Source organism: Peptoniphilus sp. DNF00840, from assembly GCF_001553125.1.
Taxonomy (GTDB): Bacteria; Bacillota; Clostridia; order Tissierellales; family Peptoniphilaceae; genus Peptoniphilus_A; species Peptoniphilus_A vaginalis.
Map to the genome: position 1 here is coordinate 19,413 of NZ_KQ960192.1, position 16,725 is coordinate 36,137.

The 16,725-nt window shown below is 36.6% G+C and carries 16 protein-coding genes; 14 read left to right on the forward strand and 2 right to left on the reverse strand.

Translation table 11 applies throughout. From position 1 onward, the window contains the following. Window positions 1–36: 36 nt before the first annotated feature. The 3 genes from HMPREF1864_RS01170 to HMPREF1864_RS01180 all read left to right on the forward strand — a co-directional run bounded on the left by HMPREF1864_RS01170 (window position 37) and on the right by HMPREF1864_RS01180 (window position 3,195). Window positions 37–333 carry a PspC domain-containing protein gene (locus HMPREF1864_RS01170; protein ID WP_062571014.1) on the forward strand — a complete coding sequence of 99 codons (297 nt, stop codon included), beginning with the start codon at window positions 37–39 and terminating at the stop codon, window positions 331–333. A 101-nt stretch (window positions 334–434) separates the two neighbouring features. Next, entirely contained in the window at window positions 435–2,612 is a 2,178-nt protein-coding gene (locus HMPREF1864_RS01175; protein WP_062571015.1) for an SF1B family DNA helicase RecD2, read from the forward strand. Continuing rightward, the gene (locus tag HMPREF1864_RS01180; RefSeq protein ID WP_062571016.1) at window positions 2,593–3,195 is read left to right on the forward strand and encodes a ComF family protein; all 603 of its coding nucleotides are present in this window, start codon (window positions 2,593–2,595) and stop codon (window positions 3,193–3,195) included. The genes HMPREF1864_RS01175 and HMPREF1864_RS01180 overlap by 20 nt, the downstream gene beginning before the upstream one ends. On the opposite strand, the gene HMPREF1864_RS01185 is transcribed toward HMPREF1864_RS01180, so the two are convergent. Then, window positions 3,192–4,106, reverse strand: a complete 915-nt coding sequence (locus tag HMPREF1864_RS01185) for a YihY/virulence factor BrkB family protein (RefSeq protein WP_062571017.1) — start codon at window positions 4,104–4,106, stop codon at window positions 3,192–3,194. The two genes, HMPREF1864_RS01180 and HMPREF1864_RS01185, sit on opposite strands and share 4 nt — an antisense overlap. A gap of 85 nt (window positions 4,107–4,191) precedes the next feature. Between HMPREF1864_RS01185 and HMPREF1864_RS01190 the strand changes: the two genes are divergently transcribed. From HMPREF1864_RS01190 to HMPREF1864_RS01205, 4 genes are all read left to right on the forward strand, one after another. Then, the gene (locus HMPREF1864_RS01190) at window positions 4,192–4,884 is read left to right on the forward strand and encodes a response regulator transcription factor (RefSeq protein ID WP_062571018.1); all 693 of its coding nucleotides are present in this window, start codon (window positions 4,192–4,194) and stop codon (window positions 4,882–4,884) included. Beyond that, on the forward strand, window positions 4,884–6,101 hold the full coding sequence (locus HMPREF1864_RS01195; RefSeq protein WP_062571019.1) for a sensor histidine kinase: 1,218 nt from the start codon (window positions 4,884–4,886) through the stop codon (window positions 6,099–6,101). The genes HMPREF1864_RS01190 and HMPREF1864_RS01195 overlap by 1 nt, the downstream gene beginning before the upstream one ends. Window positions 6,102–6,220: 119 nt before the next feature. Next, window positions 6,221–8,293 (forward strand): glutamine synthetase III domain-containing protein, encoded by a 2,073-nt coding sequence (locus HMPREF1864_RS01200; protein ID WP_062571020.1) that lies wholly within the window; start codon window positions 6,221–6,223, stop codon window positions 8,291–8,293. Window positions 8,294–8,301: 8 nt separating this feature from the next. Beyond that, entirely contained in the window at window positions 8,302–9,900 is a 1,599-nt protein-coding gene (locus HMPREF1864_RS01205; RefSeq protein ID WP_062571021.1) for a CTP synthase, read from the forward strand. A 128-nt stretch (window positions 9,901–10,028) separates the two neighbouring features. Here HMPREF1864_RS01205 and HMPREF1864_RS01210 read toward each other — a convergent pair whose 3' ends face one another. After that, a complete protein-coding gene (locus HMPREF1864_RS01210) occupies window positions 10,029–10,829 on the reverse strand; it encodes an NAD(+)/NADH kinase (RefSeq protein ID WP_062571022.1) in 801 nt (266 codons plus the stop codon). A gap of 75 nt (window positions 10,830–10,904) precedes the next feature. On the opposite strand from HMPREF1864_RS01210, the gene HMPREF1864_RS01215 reads away from it, so the two are divergent. From HMPREF1864_RS01215 to HMPREF1864_RS01245, 7 genes are all read left to right on the forward strand, one after another. Then, a complete protein-coding gene (locus tag HMPREF1864_RS01215) occupies window positions 10,905–11,801 on the forward strand; it encodes an RluA family pseudouridine synthase (RefSeq protein ID WP_062571023.1) in 897 nt (298 codons plus the stop codon). A gap of 342 nt (window positions 11,802–12,143) precedes the next feature. Next, window positions 12,144–12,701, forward strand: coding sequence for a YtxH domain-containing protein (locus HMPREF1864_RS01220; RefSeq protein ID WP_062571024.1), 558 nt, complete (start codon window positions 12,144–12,146; stop codon window positions 12,699–12,701). Window positions 12,702–12,718: 17 nt separating this feature from the next. Then, a complete protein-coding gene (locus HMPREF1864_RS01225; RefSeq protein ID WP_062571025.1) occupies window positions 12,719–13,213 on the forward strand; it encodes a hypothetical protein in 495 nt (164 codons plus the stop codon). Window positions 13,214–13,271: 58 nt separating this feature from the next. Next, window positions 13,272–14,165, forward strand: coding sequence for a diacylglycerol/lipid kinase family protein (locus HMPREF1864_RS01230; RefSeq protein ID WP_062571026.1), 894 nt, complete (start codon window positions 13,272–13,274; stop codon window positions 14,163–14,165). Window positions 14,166–14,175: 10 nt separating this feature from the next. Then, entirely contained in the window at window positions 14,176–15,186 is a 1,011-nt protein-coding gene (locus tag HMPREF1864_RS01235) for a LacI family DNA-binding transcriptional regulator (RefSeq protein WP_062571027.1), read from the forward strand. After that, a complete protein-coding gene (locus tag HMPREF1864_RS01240; protein WP_062571028.1) occupies window positions 15,183–15,710 on the forward strand; it encodes a LuxR C-terminal-related transcriptional regulator in 528 nt (175 codons plus the stop codon). Before HMPREF1864_RS01235 ends, HMPREF1864_RS01240 begins: the two co-directional genes overlap by 4 nt. A 62-nt stretch (window positions 15,711–15,772) precedes the next feature. Then, window positions 15,773–16,573, forward strand: coding sequence for a putative ABC transporter permease (locus tag HMPREF1864_RS01245; RefSeq protein WP_062571029.1), 801 nt, complete (start codon window positions 15,773–15,775; stop codon window positions 16,571–16,573). The last annotated feature ends 152 nt before the right edge of the window (window positions 16,574–16,725 follow it).

Below are 16,725 nucleotides of genomic sequence, written 5' to 3' on the forward strand. Positions count from 1 at the left end.
ATTACTAGCTTATGAGATTTGTAAAGGAAGTGTGAAATGAGAAAGTTATACAGGTCGAGAAATGATAGGTTTTTTGCAGGAGTTTGTGGCGGGATAGCAAAGTATCTTGGAATGGACTCCACACTTGTGAGACTTATAGCTTTTCTTTTAATTGTGCCAGGAGGACTTAGCATTTGGGTCTACATCGCCCTTGCTATTATTATTCCCAATGAGCCACTTGGGAGAATAGATGAGTCCTATGGAGAAAAGTATTCTGATCCCTTTAAAGACAGCTACGATAATTTTAGGGATGAGTACGAAAGACAAAAGAATAATGACGAAGATTTTTATTAAGAGAGAGGTCCTGAGGGACCTCTTTTTTAATAGGCATAAGCTCACAAATATTTCTGTATAATCTTTCCATTACTTGATACAATATTGTCGAGGTGTTTTGATTGATTAGTCTTGAAGGTCTTGTGGAGAAAATAATTTTTAGAAATGAAGAGAACGGCTACACTGTTGCAAAAATATTTTCAAGTGATGGTGACCTTGTAGTTGTTGGCTCAGCCACAATTTTTAAAGAAAACTTAAAATACAAATTTACTGGCGACTTTACTTACCACAACAAGTATGGCGAGCAGTTTGCCTTCACAGACCTTGAAGAAGTTATGCCTGAAGGTGAAGCTGCTGTTGCCTCTTATCTTTCTTCTGCTATGATACCTCACCTTGGAGAGAAGATGGCTGAGAGAATTGTTGAGGAGTTTAAGGACCAGACCCTTGATGTAATAGAAAATCATCCTGAAAGGCTCTTGTCTATTAAGGGCATTGGAAAGAAAAAATACAGGGACATCAAGGAAGCCTTGGACAAGCAGTATGCCATGAGGAAGATCTTCCTTCACTTCTCTAAGTACAACCTTCCTGCTTCAGTGATTTTAAAAATTTACAAGGAGTATGGAGATGAGTCCATAGATCTTGTGATGAAAAACCCTTATGACTTGATAGGACGAGTGAGGGGGCTTGGCTTTAAGAAGGCTGATGAAATTGCTGAGTCTATTGGAATCGAAAAGGACTCTGACTTTAGAAGGATAGCAGGACTTAAGTATGCCCTTATGCTTGCCAATAGGGACGGGCACACTTACTTGCCACTTGACAAGTTAATCAAGGCTGGAGAAAAAATTCTTGGGACAAAGTTTGATGACCCCGATGAGATTGCAAGGTCATTAACTCTTGAAAAAAACTTTTTTGTCGAGAGGGATGGGGAAGAGTACAACTGCTACATAGCCAGGTACTTGGCAGCAGAAAATTATGTTGCAGGCAAGTTAATTGATTTAAACAATTCCTTTGATGAAAGCTTTGATATTGATGAAAAAATTAGTAGGACGGAAAAATTTAGGAATATTGAACTTTCAAAAACTCAAAGAAGGGCAGTCAAGGACGCCATCAACAAGGGGGTCTTTGTCATAACTGGGGGACCTGGGACTGGTAAGACCACAACTCTAAAGGTCTTGATAGATATTTTTGAGTCTATGGATAAGGTGATAAAGTTGGCGGCACCAACGGGAAGGGCTGCCAAGAGGATGAAGGAGCAGACGGGAAGAGAGGCCTTCACCATTCACAAGCTACTTGAGATTGGTTTTGGCGGTGACTTTGCCAACGTGGAAGAGCTGGAGTGTGACGTCTTAATTCTTGATGAGGTTTCCATGGTAGACATCCTCTTAATGGAAACTCTCTTAAAGTCTATTGAGTCACCAACTCGCTTGATCCTAGTTGGTGACAAGGACCAACTTCCATCTGTTGGACCAGGTAATGTCCTGGCAGATATTTTGGAGTCAGGAGTTATTGAGTCAGTCAATCTTGAAGAAATTTTTAGACAGTCGGAAGAGTCTATGATTGTCAAAAATGCCCACTTGATCAACAAGGGGGATATGCCAATCTTAAATCGTGGCGACTTCTTTATGATTTCTGAAAGAGGAGAGGTAAAGGGACTTGAAATTATCAAGGACCTTGTCAAGACTAGGCTGCCAAATTATTTTAATGTGAGTCAGGCTGATGTCCAAGTCCTAAGCCCAACTAAGAAGGGAGTTCATGGGACTGAAAACTTAAACCTCGCTCTTCAAGACCACTTAAATGATAGCGACGAATTTATAGAAGTCCTTGGAAAAAAATTTAAGTTGGGGGACAGGGTCTTACAGACAAAAAATAATTATGAATTGGAATCTAAAATAGAAAATGAATTTTATGAGGACAAGCAAAAGGGGGTCTTTAATGGAGACCTTGGTTATATTTCAAAAATTGACAAGGAAAATAAAAAGCTGACAGTTGTCTTTGATGATGTGAGAAGGGTTGAGTACTCTTCAGACAATCTTGACGAACTTGCCCTTGCCTATGCTATGACCATCCACAAGTCTCAGGGAAGTGAGTTTCCCGTAGTTGTAATTCCAATTTACAGGGCTGCCCCCATGCTACTCACAAGAAATTTGATTTACACAGCTATAACAAGAGCATCAAAGGCAGTTGTCCTTGTGGGCATAAGTGACTACCTAATGAAGATGATTGAAAACAATAGGACTCGCAAGAGGTATTCCAAGCTTGGAAAGAAGTTGAGGGACCAAGATGAAATTAAAAGAGGATAAGTGCCCCTTATGTGGGAGATTAGTTGAAGACTATGGTCTTTGTCAGGAGTGCATTAGCTTAATTAATAAGGACCCAGCCTACTATTATGACATTGAGGGCCTTGATGATTTAATAGTTTCTTCAACTTACTCTGGCATCATGAGGAGGCTCATTATTGATTTTAAATTTAAGGGAAAACTTTCTTATGGGGAAATAATTTCTGAAATTATGACGGAGAAGATTTTGGATAAAAACTTAAGGGACCAAGTCATAACCTATGTCCCCATGCACTGGAAGAAGGAAGGGGAAAGAGGTTACAACCAGTCTAAGATTTTGGCAGAGAAAATTGCGAGAAACTTGGACCTTTCTTGCCAAGATGTCTTTGAAAAAGTAATAGACACCAAATTTCAAGTTGGCTTAAAGAAGTTTGATCGTGAAGAGAACCTACGAGGTGCCTTTCACGTGAAAAATTATGCAGAGGAGATAATTATTGTTGACGATGTTATAACTACTGGGGCTACTATCTCTGAACTGACAAAGATTGCCAAGAAAGCAGGCATAAAAAAAGTGACTGCACTAATTGCAGCCACAGAAATTGCTTAGGCTAAAAAATTTTTAAACAGTGAATCATGTCTTGGCCAGCTGTTAAGACTTTTAAAGTTCTTCATAGAGTAGAGGGTGGAGTTTACTTCTGCCCCAATTAAAGTTATAGTTGATAGGAGATAGAGCCAAATCAAAAATACTATAATACCTCCAAGGGACCCATAGGTTATGGAATACTTGCCGAAGCTGGAAACATAAAAGTTAAATCCTAAAGAGGCAATTATTAGTCCAAGGGTTGCAAAGATGGAACCTGGCAAGACGCTCTTTATTGTAACCATATTTTCTCTAGACCTTGATGGAGAAAATTTGTACAAGAGGATAAAGGTAACGAGCATATAGGCAAGTGGAATTCCATTTTTTGCAATGGACCAAAGCTTGTCGAAATATATATTCTCAATCTCCAGGTGGGACATGATGTTTACATAAATAATTTGTCCGAAGATTTGTGTAAGGACAAGAAGAAAAATCATGAGGATTAGGGCTAGGGTGAAGAAGAGGGCAATTAGTCTTTGGGCTAGGAAGCCTCTTGACTCAACGAAGCCATAGGATTGATTGATTATCTTCATGAGCTTAAAGACTGCGGTTGATGCAGTAAAAAGACCTGCCACAAAGGAGATTGTGAAAAAGGACCCCGATGATGACATATGAAGCTCTTTTAAGAAGTTTCTAATGATTTCTTGGATTTCACCAGGAAGGACATCGAGAAGTCTGTAAATATATGCTGGGTCAAGAATCCCCGAAAAATTAATAGCGTTAATCAATGAAATTAAGAAGGGGAAGATGGATAATATTAAAAAATATGTTAGACTTCCTCCATAAGATAGGGTGTCGTGGACCAAGACCCTGTAAATTAGTTTGTCAAAAAAAGTAAAGACCTTCTTGTCTTTGACCTTATCTATAAGATTATACATATTTCTTTAACACCTCTTGAGTATTATATAGTAAATGTCATATTATAACAAATCATTAAATGATAAAATAGGGAAAGGTGATACTATGAACTACAATATATTAGTTTGCGACGACGAGAAAGATATCTTAGACGCAATAAGAATTTATTTGAAAGCCGAGGGCTACAAGGTCTTCACAGCAGAAGATGGGGCTAGAGCTCTTGAAATTATTAAGGAGAATGAAATTCACCTTGCCATAATTGATATAATGATGCCTGTTATGGATGGAATTACCCTCATAATGAAGATGAGGGAAAAGACAAATATTCCAATAATTGTTTTATCTGCCAAGAGTGAAGTCACAGATAAGATAGTGGGCCTAAATGTTGGTGCCGACGATTACATCACTAAACCCTTTAATGCAGTTGAACTTATAGCGAGAGTCAACTCACTTATAAGAAGGTATTTTTCTCTTGGGGCTTCAGACATAAAGACTGGGGATTTAAAAATTGGAAGAGTTTCAATATTTGATGACTTAAAAGAAGTTCGTGTTGAAGATGAAGTTGCCAACCTAACTCCCTATGAATATAAGATTCTTTACTTGCTTGCAAAAAATCCTGGAAGAGTTTTTTCGTCTAATGAGATTTATGAAAGAGTCTGGGAAGAAGAAGCTATTGATGTGAGAAAAATTATTTCCGTTCACATTTCCCACTTGCGTGACAAGATTGAAATCAATCCAAGAAAACCTGACCTAATTAAGTCTGTCTATGGGATGGGTTATAAGATTGAGGTCAAGTGATGTTATCTGATTTTAAAGTTTTTTTGAGAGGGGTCTTTGTTGATTTAATGGACAGGGTCTTTCTTGAAAATATTTTTGTGTCCTCTGTAATTATTTTTGAACTCTTTAACATCAACAAGCACTTTATCTTAGCTTGGCTTGTAACTTTAATTTTCGCACTCTTAAAGATCAAGAGGAAGAAACTTTTGGATACAATTTTTACTTACAACCTTTATAAGTATAGGCGTTTTAAAAATTTTAGGCTCTTTGGTACCCTGAACGTGACCCTGATAATTATGTACGTACTTTTTTACAACTCCATAAGTGGCGACATAGTTCTTTTAAACGTCCTCCTCTTTATGATTTTGAGGGCGGTTATTATTGTGGAAGTTCAGTTTGCTCAAAATGCTCTTTCCATTGAGCTCGTAGAATCTATTCTCTATGGCTATGACTTTGAAATTCCCAGCCCCTTTGAGAATGAGTACCTAGACAAGATCACTGTTTTAATGGAGGACTTCAGGAAACGTGATAGGATAAGACTAGAAGAAAACTTTAGGTCCGAGAGGTTCAAGGTGGATTTAATTACAAATATTTCTCACGACTTAAAGACTCCTCTCACTTCAATTATTAATTACGCAGACCTCTTGTCTAAGAAGGAAGTCCTTGATGATGAGGCAAAAAATTTTGTGGCAATACTTAAGAGGAATTCAACGAGGTTAAAGGACTTAATCGTTGACTTGGTCTTTGCTTCTAAGTCAAGCACGGGCAACTTATCTATTGAGAAGTCCTTAGTTGAATTAAACGAGATGATTTTACAAATCTATGGAGACTACGACTCCCTCTTTGAGAAGAGGGACTTAGAATTTTCTTACAAGTCAGCAAGTGATGAAATTTTAATTTACACTGACGTCAATCTCTTTGTTAGGATAGTGGAAAATTTATTTTCCAATGCAGCCAAGCACGCAAGACCTAGTACAAGAGTCCTTGCTGGTGTAATAGAAAGAGAGTCTACAATAGAATTTTATGTGAAGAACATAGTTAATGAAAAACTAAATATGAATTCGGATGAACTTTTTGAAGAACTCTTAAAGGCTGACAGGTCACGACACTCTGAAGGATCAGGACTTGGTCTTAACATAGTGAAGAACTTGGCAGAGCTTCTTGGTGGCGAAGTCAAGATATCAATTCATGGTCAGTGGTTTGATGTCCACGTCCTCCTCTTAAGGGATTCTGATTGACTTTATTTTATTGACAAAGTTTTTAAATTGAAATAAAATAAAAAGAAACCACAGGTTTTTCATAATGGCAATTTTAATTAATTGCCATTTTTTTGTTTTTATTTTTAATAGGGGGAAGTATGATAGAAGAATTTGGGATTAAAAGTTTTAACAAGAAGAAGATGAAGGAATCATTACCTTATCCAATTTACTTGAAGTGGAAGGACGCACTAAGAAACGAAAAAGACCTAGACAGGGAGACAGCTGATGCCATCGCCCACGCTATGAAGGAATGGGCTCTAAAAAATGGAGCAACTCACTTTGCTCACTGGTTCTTGCCACTATCTGGTCACACTGCAAAGAAGCATGAGGCCTTTATATCTAGGGCCTCTGACAACGAACCAATCAATAGGTTCTCTGGCAAGGAACTTGTAAAGGGTGAGCCTGATGCATCATCCTTTCCATCAGGAGGTATGAGGTCAACCTTTGAAGCAAGAGGTTATACTTATTGGGACCTTACAGCAAATTCCTTTGTTATTGGAAGTGTCTTATACATCCCAACTATTTTTATGTCCTACAAGGGAGAGAAACTTGATAAGAGGGGTCCACTCATTGACTCAACCAAAATCCTTAGCGACGAAGGAACAAGGGTCGTAAACTTGTTTGAGAAGGAGGAGTATGCCTACAGGATGAGGGTCAAGGTTGGTCTTGAACAAGAATTTTTCTTACTTGATAAGGAAGTCTACAAGAAGAGGAGCGACCTTAAAAACATTGGAAGGACCATTGTTGGAGCTCCATCTCCTAAGGGACAAGAGTTATCAGATCACTACTTTGGTCAAATCCCTGCAAGAGTTGAAAAATTTTATAAGGATGTAGACAAAAAACTTTACGAGCTTGGAATTTATTCTGAAGCTGAGCACAATGAAGTTGCCCCAAATCAATTTGAAATGGCAATCTTATTCGAAAACGTAAATGTGGCAATAGATAACAACCAACTTTTGATGAATATCTTAAAGGAAACTGCCCTAGAAAATAATTTGGTCTGCCTCTTCCATGAAAAACCTTTTAATAGTGTCAATGGATCTGGCAAGCACAACAATTATTCCATTGTCACAAACTACGGACTAAATGTCTTTGACCCAGGCGACGATCCTTACAACAACAATGTATTTTTATTATTCATTGCAGCAATTATCGAAGCAACAGACAAGTACCAAAGTCTATTGAGAGTAAGTGCATCATCAACTTCTAACGACTTTAGGCTTGGAGCAGACGAAGCACCACCAGCAATTATATCCCTCTTCCTAGGATCTGACCTAGAGGAATTGTTTAGGGACATCAAGGAAGATGTTGAATACAAAAATGATTCTGACAATAGCTTTAGGGGTTACAACCTCTTAAGCGTTCCTAGGGACTCTAGTGACAGGAATAGGACTGCAGCTGTTGCCTTTACTGGTAACAAGTTTGAATTTAGGATGCTTGGCTCATCTAAGACAGGGTCTGACTTAAATATTGCATTAAATTGTGCTATGGCAGACTCTCTTGCAAATATTTATGAAAAACTAAAGGACTTCCAAGATGACCCTAAGAAGTTAAGGGAAAAGACCCTTGAAATTGTAAGAGAAATTATGGAAAACCACGACAGGATAATTTGTGATGGCGATAATTATTCTGAAGAATGGAAGGAAGAAGCCAAGAGAAGGGGACTTGCCAACCACAAGACTTATTTCGATGCCCTAGCTGCCTTAAGGGACTTTGACTTCAATGACATTTTTATCAAGAGGGGAATTTATACAGAAAAAGAAATCAAGGCTTCTTATGATATAAATCTTGAAGAAGTAATAATTTATCACAGCCTTGAAGCCAAGACTATGGCCTCAATGATCCACAAGGACCTAATACCTATGGGAATGGCTGAATTAAATGACCTATCTCAAATTTTGAAATTCAAAAACAATGAAAAACTAAGGATCAAGTATGATAGAATAGACAAGATGATTACAGATCTACTTGAATGTGGAGATGAAATTGATCTTCTACTCGATCATTCAAATAAAATAGATGACATATACAAAAAGGCAGAGTATGTTGAGAGAAATATTGCCACTAAATTACTTGCAACTAGAAGGATTGCCGACCAAATGGAAAGATTAATCTCTCGAAAGAATATGACTTTGCCATCTTACGAAGATATTTTTAATTCACTAAGTTAGGAGGAAGTATGACGAAATTTATATTTGTTACAGGTGGAGTTGTCTCAGGAATTGGAAAGGGAATTTCTGCAGCAAGTATTGGTAGACTTTTAAAAGACAGGGGACTTTCTGTTTTTATGCAAAAATTTGATCCCTACCTAAATGTTGACCCAGGTACTATGAGCCCCTACCAACATGGCGAAGTTTTTGTGACTAAGGATGGAGCAGAAACTGACTTAGACCTTGGTCACTACGAAAGATTTATAGATGAAGAGCTAACTAAGGGAGCATCAATTACAACTGGCAAGGTTTATTCAACAGTTATTGCCAAGGAAAGAAGGGGAGATTACGATGGAGCAACTGTCCAAGTGATCCCTCACATTACAAATGAAATTAAGAATGCAGTTTACAAGGCTGCAAAAGAGTCCAAGGCTGATGTTGTAATAACAGAAATTGGTGGTACAGTAGGTGACATTGAATCCCTTCCATTTTTGGAAGCTATTAGACAAATACATTCAGAAAATAAAAAGTCTGATGTCCTATTTGTTCACACAGTTCTTGTGCCAAACATACCTGGTTCAGACGAGTTAAAGACAAAGCCAACTCAACACTCCTTCAAGGAACTAATGTCTAATGGAATCAAAACTGATGTAATAATTGTAAGGTCCAATGGAATAGTTACAGATGATTTGAGAGAAAAGATTTCTTTATTCTGTGATGTGCCAGTGGAAGCAGTTATTCAATCCACAAATGTTGAACTTATTTATGAAGTTCCCCTAGTTTTCCATGAACAACATCTTGATGACTACATCTTAAAGGAACTTGACCTAAAAGATATGCCAGCTTCCAAGGGCAAGTGGAGAGAAATGGTTGAAAGATTTAAGGATGTTAAGGGCGAAGTTACTATTGGACTTGTTGGTAAATATGTAAGCCTTCACGATGCTTATCTTTCTGTAACACAAGCTCTCACTGATGCAGGTTGCGAAAATGGCTACAAGGTAAACATCAAGTGGATACATTCTGAAGACATAGAGAAGGACGAAAGCATCCTCGATGGACTTGACGGGATAATTGTACCAGGTGGCTTTGGATCACGTGGAACTGAAGGAATGATTTTGGCTTCCAAGTACGCTCGTGACAACCACATCCCATACTTTGGAATTTGCTACGGAATGCAAATTGCCCTAATTGATATTGCAAGGAACAAGCTTGGACTAAAGGATTCAAACTCTACAGAAATAAATCCAGATGCCAACTACCCAATCATTGACCTTTTAGAAAATCAAAAGGATATAAAAAATGTTGGAGGAACTTTAAGACTTGGCAACTATGACTGCACAATTGAAAAGGACACTCTAGTTTACTCTCTCTACGGTCAAGAAAAAATTAAGGAAAGACACAGACACAGATACGAATTTAACAACGACTTCAGGGGCAAGATTAGGTCAGCTGGAGTAGTCTTCTCTGGCATCAACGAAGACAAGGACCTAGTTGAAATAATTGAATTAAAGGACGAAGACTTCTTCGTGGCTTGTCAATTCCATCCAGAATTTAAATCAAGGCCTACAAAGGTCCACCCATTATTTAATGGCTTTGTGAAAGCAGCAATTAAAAAGAAAAACAAATAAAAATAAAAATAAAATCTCATCCATCTTGTGTGGGTGAGATTTTTTGTCTTGTGAATCTTTATTATTAATTTTCATCTTAAAGCTTATTAGTTAAAATAAAAAAAGTCCTGGCTTTGACCAGGATTTTCTTATAGGAACTTGTCTTTTAAATTATCCCAGTAGGAATTATTTGAAAAGACAAGTTTTTTTATTGTCTTGTTTGAGAGTCTAATGTTGACCCTGTGCAAGTTGTTGAAGTAATATTCTGACCCGTCAACTAAGAGCAAGTTGGAGTCCTTGTACCTCTTTTCGACAACAAGTGAAATTGTGTGAGCTCCTGGCACTATAACTGATGAGCCAAGAGACCTATAGGCAGCTGAGTTCATTGGAGAGATGGGCGTCATCTGCAAGACGTGAAGACTTGGATAGACTATGGCACCTCCAGAAGAAAAGTTGTAGGCAGTTGATCCTGATGGAGTTGAAACTAGGACGCCATCGCCAGAAAATTTTTCAACGTGGTTTCTATCTATAAAGACGTTCATGTGAATTGTCTTTGAGTGAGCGGCCTTTAAGACAACTTCGTTGACGGAGTAAAACTTGTAGGTCTTGCTCTTGGTGTAGATGTCAGACCTAATTAGCTTGATGTCATCAACTTGGTAGTTGCCATCCCTGTAGTCCTTTACAAATTTTTCGACTTCTTCGGGTTTTATCTCTTGATAAAAACCTAAGTGACCAGTGTTTATTCCAACGAAGTGCATTTCTGGAAAGTCGTTCTTGTGGACGGACTTTATGAAAGAGCCGTCGCCTCCAATGCAAATAGAAAGCTCAGCATTTTTTTTGAAACCGTTAAAGGGTTCATATCCATATTTTGTTAAAACCTTGTGCAAATTCGTAGCAGTTTTCTTTGACTCGTAATTTGCGTTGGTAAGTATATTTATAATTTTTGACAAGACTAAACCCCCTTGATTTTTTTTATCATTATTTATATTATAAACGAATAAACTTCCCTTGACTAGAGGTGTAAAATGTATAGATTAAATTCCAAAGACTTTATAAACTTTAAGTTTAATGGAAATTCAGGAAATAAAATAAAGGTAAATGACTTCTTAAAGGAGAGAGGACTTTCATCAAGGCTAATAAGAAAGTCTGTTAAGAGTGGAAATATTTATTTGAATTCAAGAGTAAATAAGAAAAATAAATTTTTAAAGAAGGGTGATCTTGTGTCACTTAGGTTTGAAGAGGAAGAGCCCAATGGAGCAGTTGAACATAGGGACCTTGACATCATTTATGAGGACAATGACCTTGTCATTGTAAATAAAGATCCCTTTATGGTGACTCACACTGCCAAGGACGATGCTGATGGGACTCTTTTAAATTATCTCTTGGGATACTTTGAAGAGGAGGGCTTAAAGAGGAAGGTTAGGTTTGTCAATAGACTTGACAGGGACACGTCAGGTCTTGTTGTGGCAGCGAAGAACTCCTTCACCCAAGATAAAATTTCCAGAGACTTTAAAGAAGATGTGGAGAAGAAATATCTGGCTGTAGTTGAGGGGATACTTGATGATAAAGAAGGACTAATCGACGAACCAATTGCCACAAGCGAAGATGGTATAAGACGAGAGGTAAACTATGTAATCGGAAAAAAATCTCTAACTTCTTATGAAGTCCTAGATGAGTACAAGGGCATGAGCTTAGTTCTCTTGACTCTTCACACAGGAAGGACCCACCAGATAAGAGTTCATATGGCCCACCTAGGTCATCCAATCCTTGGCGATAGCCTTTATGGGGAAAAGTCAGATCTCATAAAGAGGCAGGCTCTTCATTCTTATTCTTTAAAATTCAAACTACCAAGAAGTGATAAAGAAATCGAAGTTTGTGCAAAGCTTCCCAAAGATTTTTCCTTTTTTCCTTGCTCTTATTGAAAAAACGCTTTCGTTGAGTTATAATTTATTTAAGTAAATTCTGCGATGTACGAAGAATGCCTACTTAATTCAACCGACAAATTAAACACGGGAAACTGTGTATGAGCGTCCTATGACAAGCCGTCTTTGAGCGGAAGTCAGAATATGCTATCAAGTTTTTTACCCACCATAATTATTGGCGGGTGTGAATTAATTAGGTGTCGGCATTGCGGTTTTTACTATTATTTTAAAAATTTATTGCTATACATTTTAGTCTTGTTTTGGATAATCTTGGCTTAATGTGATTAATTTAAGCATTAAAGGGTAAAATATTAACAAATAAACAATATAAGGAGAGTTATTATGGGATTATTCGATTATTTAGAAGAAAAAAGAAACCAAGCTGTTAGAAGAAGAAGAATTAAAGAAATCTCAAAAATCGGTACTGGTATTGCACTAGGAGCCCTTGGTGGAATTCTTTTTGCACCTCAAGAAGGTAAAAAGACTCGTGAAGATATAGCAAATAAATCTAAAGAAGCAGCTAACCAAGCTATTAACGCAGCTAATGATGCTAGGGATACTCTTGAATTCAAGGCTTACCAAGCTGGCGAACAAGCTAAGAAGACTTATGCTGATTTAAGAGAAAGAGCTGCACAAAAGAAATATGAATTTAGTGAAGATGTTGAAGTAGCTAAGGCTAAGGCTAGAGCAATTGGCGAAGTCGTAAGAGCTGGTGCTGAAGACATTAAATATGATGTAAAGAACACAACAGACGAAGTTAAGGAAACAGCTAAAGACGTTAAAAAAGACCTAAAAGAAGGTGCTGAAGACCTTAAGAAAGAAGCAAAAAAATCAGCTGATTATGTAAAAGAATCTGTTGAAGAAACAAAAGACAAGGTAGAAAAAGAAGCAAGAAAGTAAGATAGGAGGAATATAGGATGTTAGATCAAGCATTTACTATAGGTGGCCTACTTAGTTTCCTACTTTACGTAGCTGGTATAGCTGCACTTGTCGCACTATTCTTAGTGCTTATTAATGTATTTAAAATTTTAAAGAATATTAATGAAATTGTTGAGAGAAACCAAGATGAAATTGATCACACAATAAAGACTGTTCCTTCTATTATGGATAATGCCAAGGACATTTCTGACAATGTGAATGCAATTTCAACTGATGCTACAAAGCTTGTAAATGATGTAAAACCAGAAGTCGAAAGACTTATGTCAACTGTAGGATCTGTTTCAGACACAGTTAATGGTATTACAAGACAAGTCGATGATACTTCTTATAGAGTGTCAAATACAGTTATGAATATATCAGATGTTATTTCTGATACAGCTAAAACTATTTCACTTAGTTCAAATAACGCCATCGACTATTTTTATATTTTAAAAGAAGTTGCAAAGACTATTAAAGAAGTCTTTCTAAGATAAACTAGGGACGGAGTTATTCTTCGTCTCCTTTTATTTTTATAGTGGACAAGAGGAAAAAATGAAGAGAGTTAAAATTATTGCTAACCCAAACTCGGGCAGAGGGGCAGCGTTAAGCAAAATATTAGAACTTATAGAGTTAATGAGTGAAGATAGGTATGAGATTGAACTCCTATTCACTCACGAAGAGGGCGATGGCACAAGATTTGCCTACGATTATTCTGGAGAAGACTTTATAATTTGTAGTGGTGGAGATGGGACAGTAAATGAAGTTGTTAATGGAATGTACCTATCAGGTAGGGATATTCCCTTGGGGATCCTACAAAGTGGTACGGTAAATGACTTTGCCAACGCACAGGGACTGCCAACATCACCCTATGCCTTCTATAAGATTATAAAAAATTACAAGACAAAGACTATTGACCTGGGACTTGCTGGCGATAGAGCCTTTATTAATGTAGCAGCAGGTGGCATGCTAACAGAGATTGCCTATACTGTTTCGGCTGAGAAGAAGGCAAGTTTAGGTGATATGGCTTATTATCTTGAAGGGGCGAGGGTCCTTTTAGAAGAAAAAATTTTCAAGTCAAAAAACAGTTTAAATTTTCACGTTGAAAGTGAAGAATTTACTGGAACAGTGGAAGGACTTTTGTTTTTAATAACTAACTCAACTTCAGTTGGTGGCTTTAAAAAAATGGCTCCCTTGGCTGACATTTCAGATGGTTATCTAGATGTACTTATTTTCAAGGAAATTAGGATTTCTGATGTCCCTGAACTTTTTGCCTCACTAATGGGTGGCCGACACGTTGACCATAACAAGGTAATGTACTTAAAGACAAAAAATATAAAAATATCTAGTGATGAAAACCTAACAATTGATGTTGATGGAGAGAAAGCTTCAACACTTCCTATGACCTTTAAAGTTTTAGAAAATAAATTAAAAATAATAGTACCATAAGGAGGGAACTATGGCATCTACAATTAAAGATGTAGCAAAAATGGCAGATGTATCCATTTCTACAGTATCAAGGGTAATAAATGACTCGAAACCTGTTAGCCCTGAGGCACGAAGAAGAGTCCTACACGCTATTGACGTTTTGGATTATAAACCAAACGAAGTTGCGAGAAGTTTAGTTACAAAGAAATCAAATTTAATTGGTGTAATTGTAGAAGACATTGGATCCAATTTTATTTCACAAATCCTAAGAGGGGTTGAAGAAATTGGAAGAATGTACAAATATGACATACTATTGTCAAGCTCCTATGGTGACGCTGAATCTGAAATGAAGTTTGCCAACCTCTTGGCACAAAAGCAAGTTGAAGGTATTATTGTAATTTCAAACCTACACAACCCTAAGCTTGAATACAAACTTGAAGAAAGTAAGATTCCTTATGTAATCATTTCAAACTTCTATGAAATTGAAAAATTCTCAACAGAAATAGACTATGAAAAAGCATCCTATGAAATGGTTAAGTACTTAATAGAAAAGGGACACAAGAACATTGCATCTCTTGCTATTAGAAAAGATTATGACAGGACTTTTGAAAAGAAAAAGATTGAAGGTTACAACAGGGCCATGGAAGAAGCTGGCTTAAAGAAGATAAATCTTTTTGTTGAAGGTCGTGATGTAAAGGATGTAGAAGAGGAAGAGGGAAATATTCTTGACTCAATTAAGAAGGAAGGAGTTACAGCTTTCTTCACATCCTATGATACAATTGCCATCCACTTAATGAATGTGTTATTAGACAATGGCTACAAGACACCAGATGATATTTCCGTAACAGGCTTTGGTGGATCTTATATTTCAGATATCTATAGACCAAAACTTACAACTGTAAAGATTCCTTACTACGATATCGGTGCAGTTTCCATTAGGAAGATCCTAAAGAAAATTGACAAGAAGGACAGCGACCTATCAGAAAATCTTGTACTACCATCACAAATTCTTGAAAGAGAAAGCGTAAAGGAACTAAGATGACAAGAGTTTCTATAGAGACTAAAAGTGAAATTATTATGAGAGGACTTCAAAATATCCTAGAAGGATATGAAGTCCTTGATTTTTATGAGGATGAGGGCGAAGACTTTGACATCCTAATTTTCGAAGACAAAAATTTAGAAAAACTTGAAGTCGATAAGATCAGATTAATAGATGAGAAAAATATTCCACTTGTAATAGATTATTCCCTACTTAGCTATTGGGCATCAGCTGATGAAGTAAGAGAGAGCATAGACAAGACACTAAGAGGTTACATTTATATAGAAGAAAGTTTAAAGGAAGCAAAGGCTAATAGGAGCGACAGGTTTGAAAAACTAAAAACTCTTAACAGGAGAGAGAAGCAACTCTTAGAAGAAATAATTTTGGGCAAGACCAATAAAGAGATCTCAAGAGAAATATTTATTAGTGAGAAAACAATAAAGAACAACTTAACTCTTGTCTACAAAAAATTAGGCGTGAGTGGAAGAAAAGAAGTAATAAAAAATTACAGCCAAATTAAATATTAATAGTTTATAATATGTTAGGAGACTAACATATTTTTTTTACATAAAATTAGAAAGAGGAAGACATGAAAGACTACTTAATTTATTTTTTTATTTACGCCTTCATAGGTTGGGTAGTAGAAGTATCCTATCACGCAGTCACAAAGGGGAAGTTTATAAACCGTGGCTTCTTGGCAGGACCCTGCTGTCCCATATATGGTTTTGGAGCCATAGCAGTAATATATTTTTTGACAGATATATCAGAGAAGAACAAGTTGGTCTTGTTCCTAGGGTCAATGTTCATAGCGAGTCTAATAGAATTTATTGCAGGCTTTATGCTTGAAAAAATTTTTCACGAAAGATGGTGGGACTACTCCGATAGAAAACTAAACATAGGAGGATACGTCTGCTTAGAATTCTCTGTCATATGGGGTATGTTTTGCTTCCTCTTGTTCGAAGCAGTCCATCCAATAATAGAAAGACTTGTGGGCTTAGTGCCAGAAACTTTTATAAAATATATTGGAATTAGTTTAGTAATAATTATGATCCTAGACCTTGTTGCCTCTATTAATACAATTATTGGATTAAATAAAGAATTTAGAGCAATAGAAAAGGTTAGTAGAGATATTAAGAAAGTATCAGACAAGATTGGAGTAAAAGTTTACGACAAGACAGTCCAAATAGAAATTAGACAAGAAGAGTTAAAGAAGAAGCCAGAGTTTATAGAAATTGAAAAGAGAATAAAAGAGTTGAAAGAAAGGAAGACTCTCTTAGAAGAAAAGAGAATATTAAAATCCTTCCCTAACTTAAGTAAGAAACTTGGAGAAAAGCAAAGAGAAATAGAAAACCTAAGAGAGAGGATAAGAGATCAATTCTCTAGGACTTAAGCCTTCAATAAATAAAAATATAAAAATTTTCAAAAATCCATTGACACTTAAAAAAGAAAATAGTAATATATAGCAGTTGTCGAAAAAAACAGCTGCTATATTTTTTATAAAAAATAATAAAAAACAGTTGACAGATAAATTTCTAGATGCTA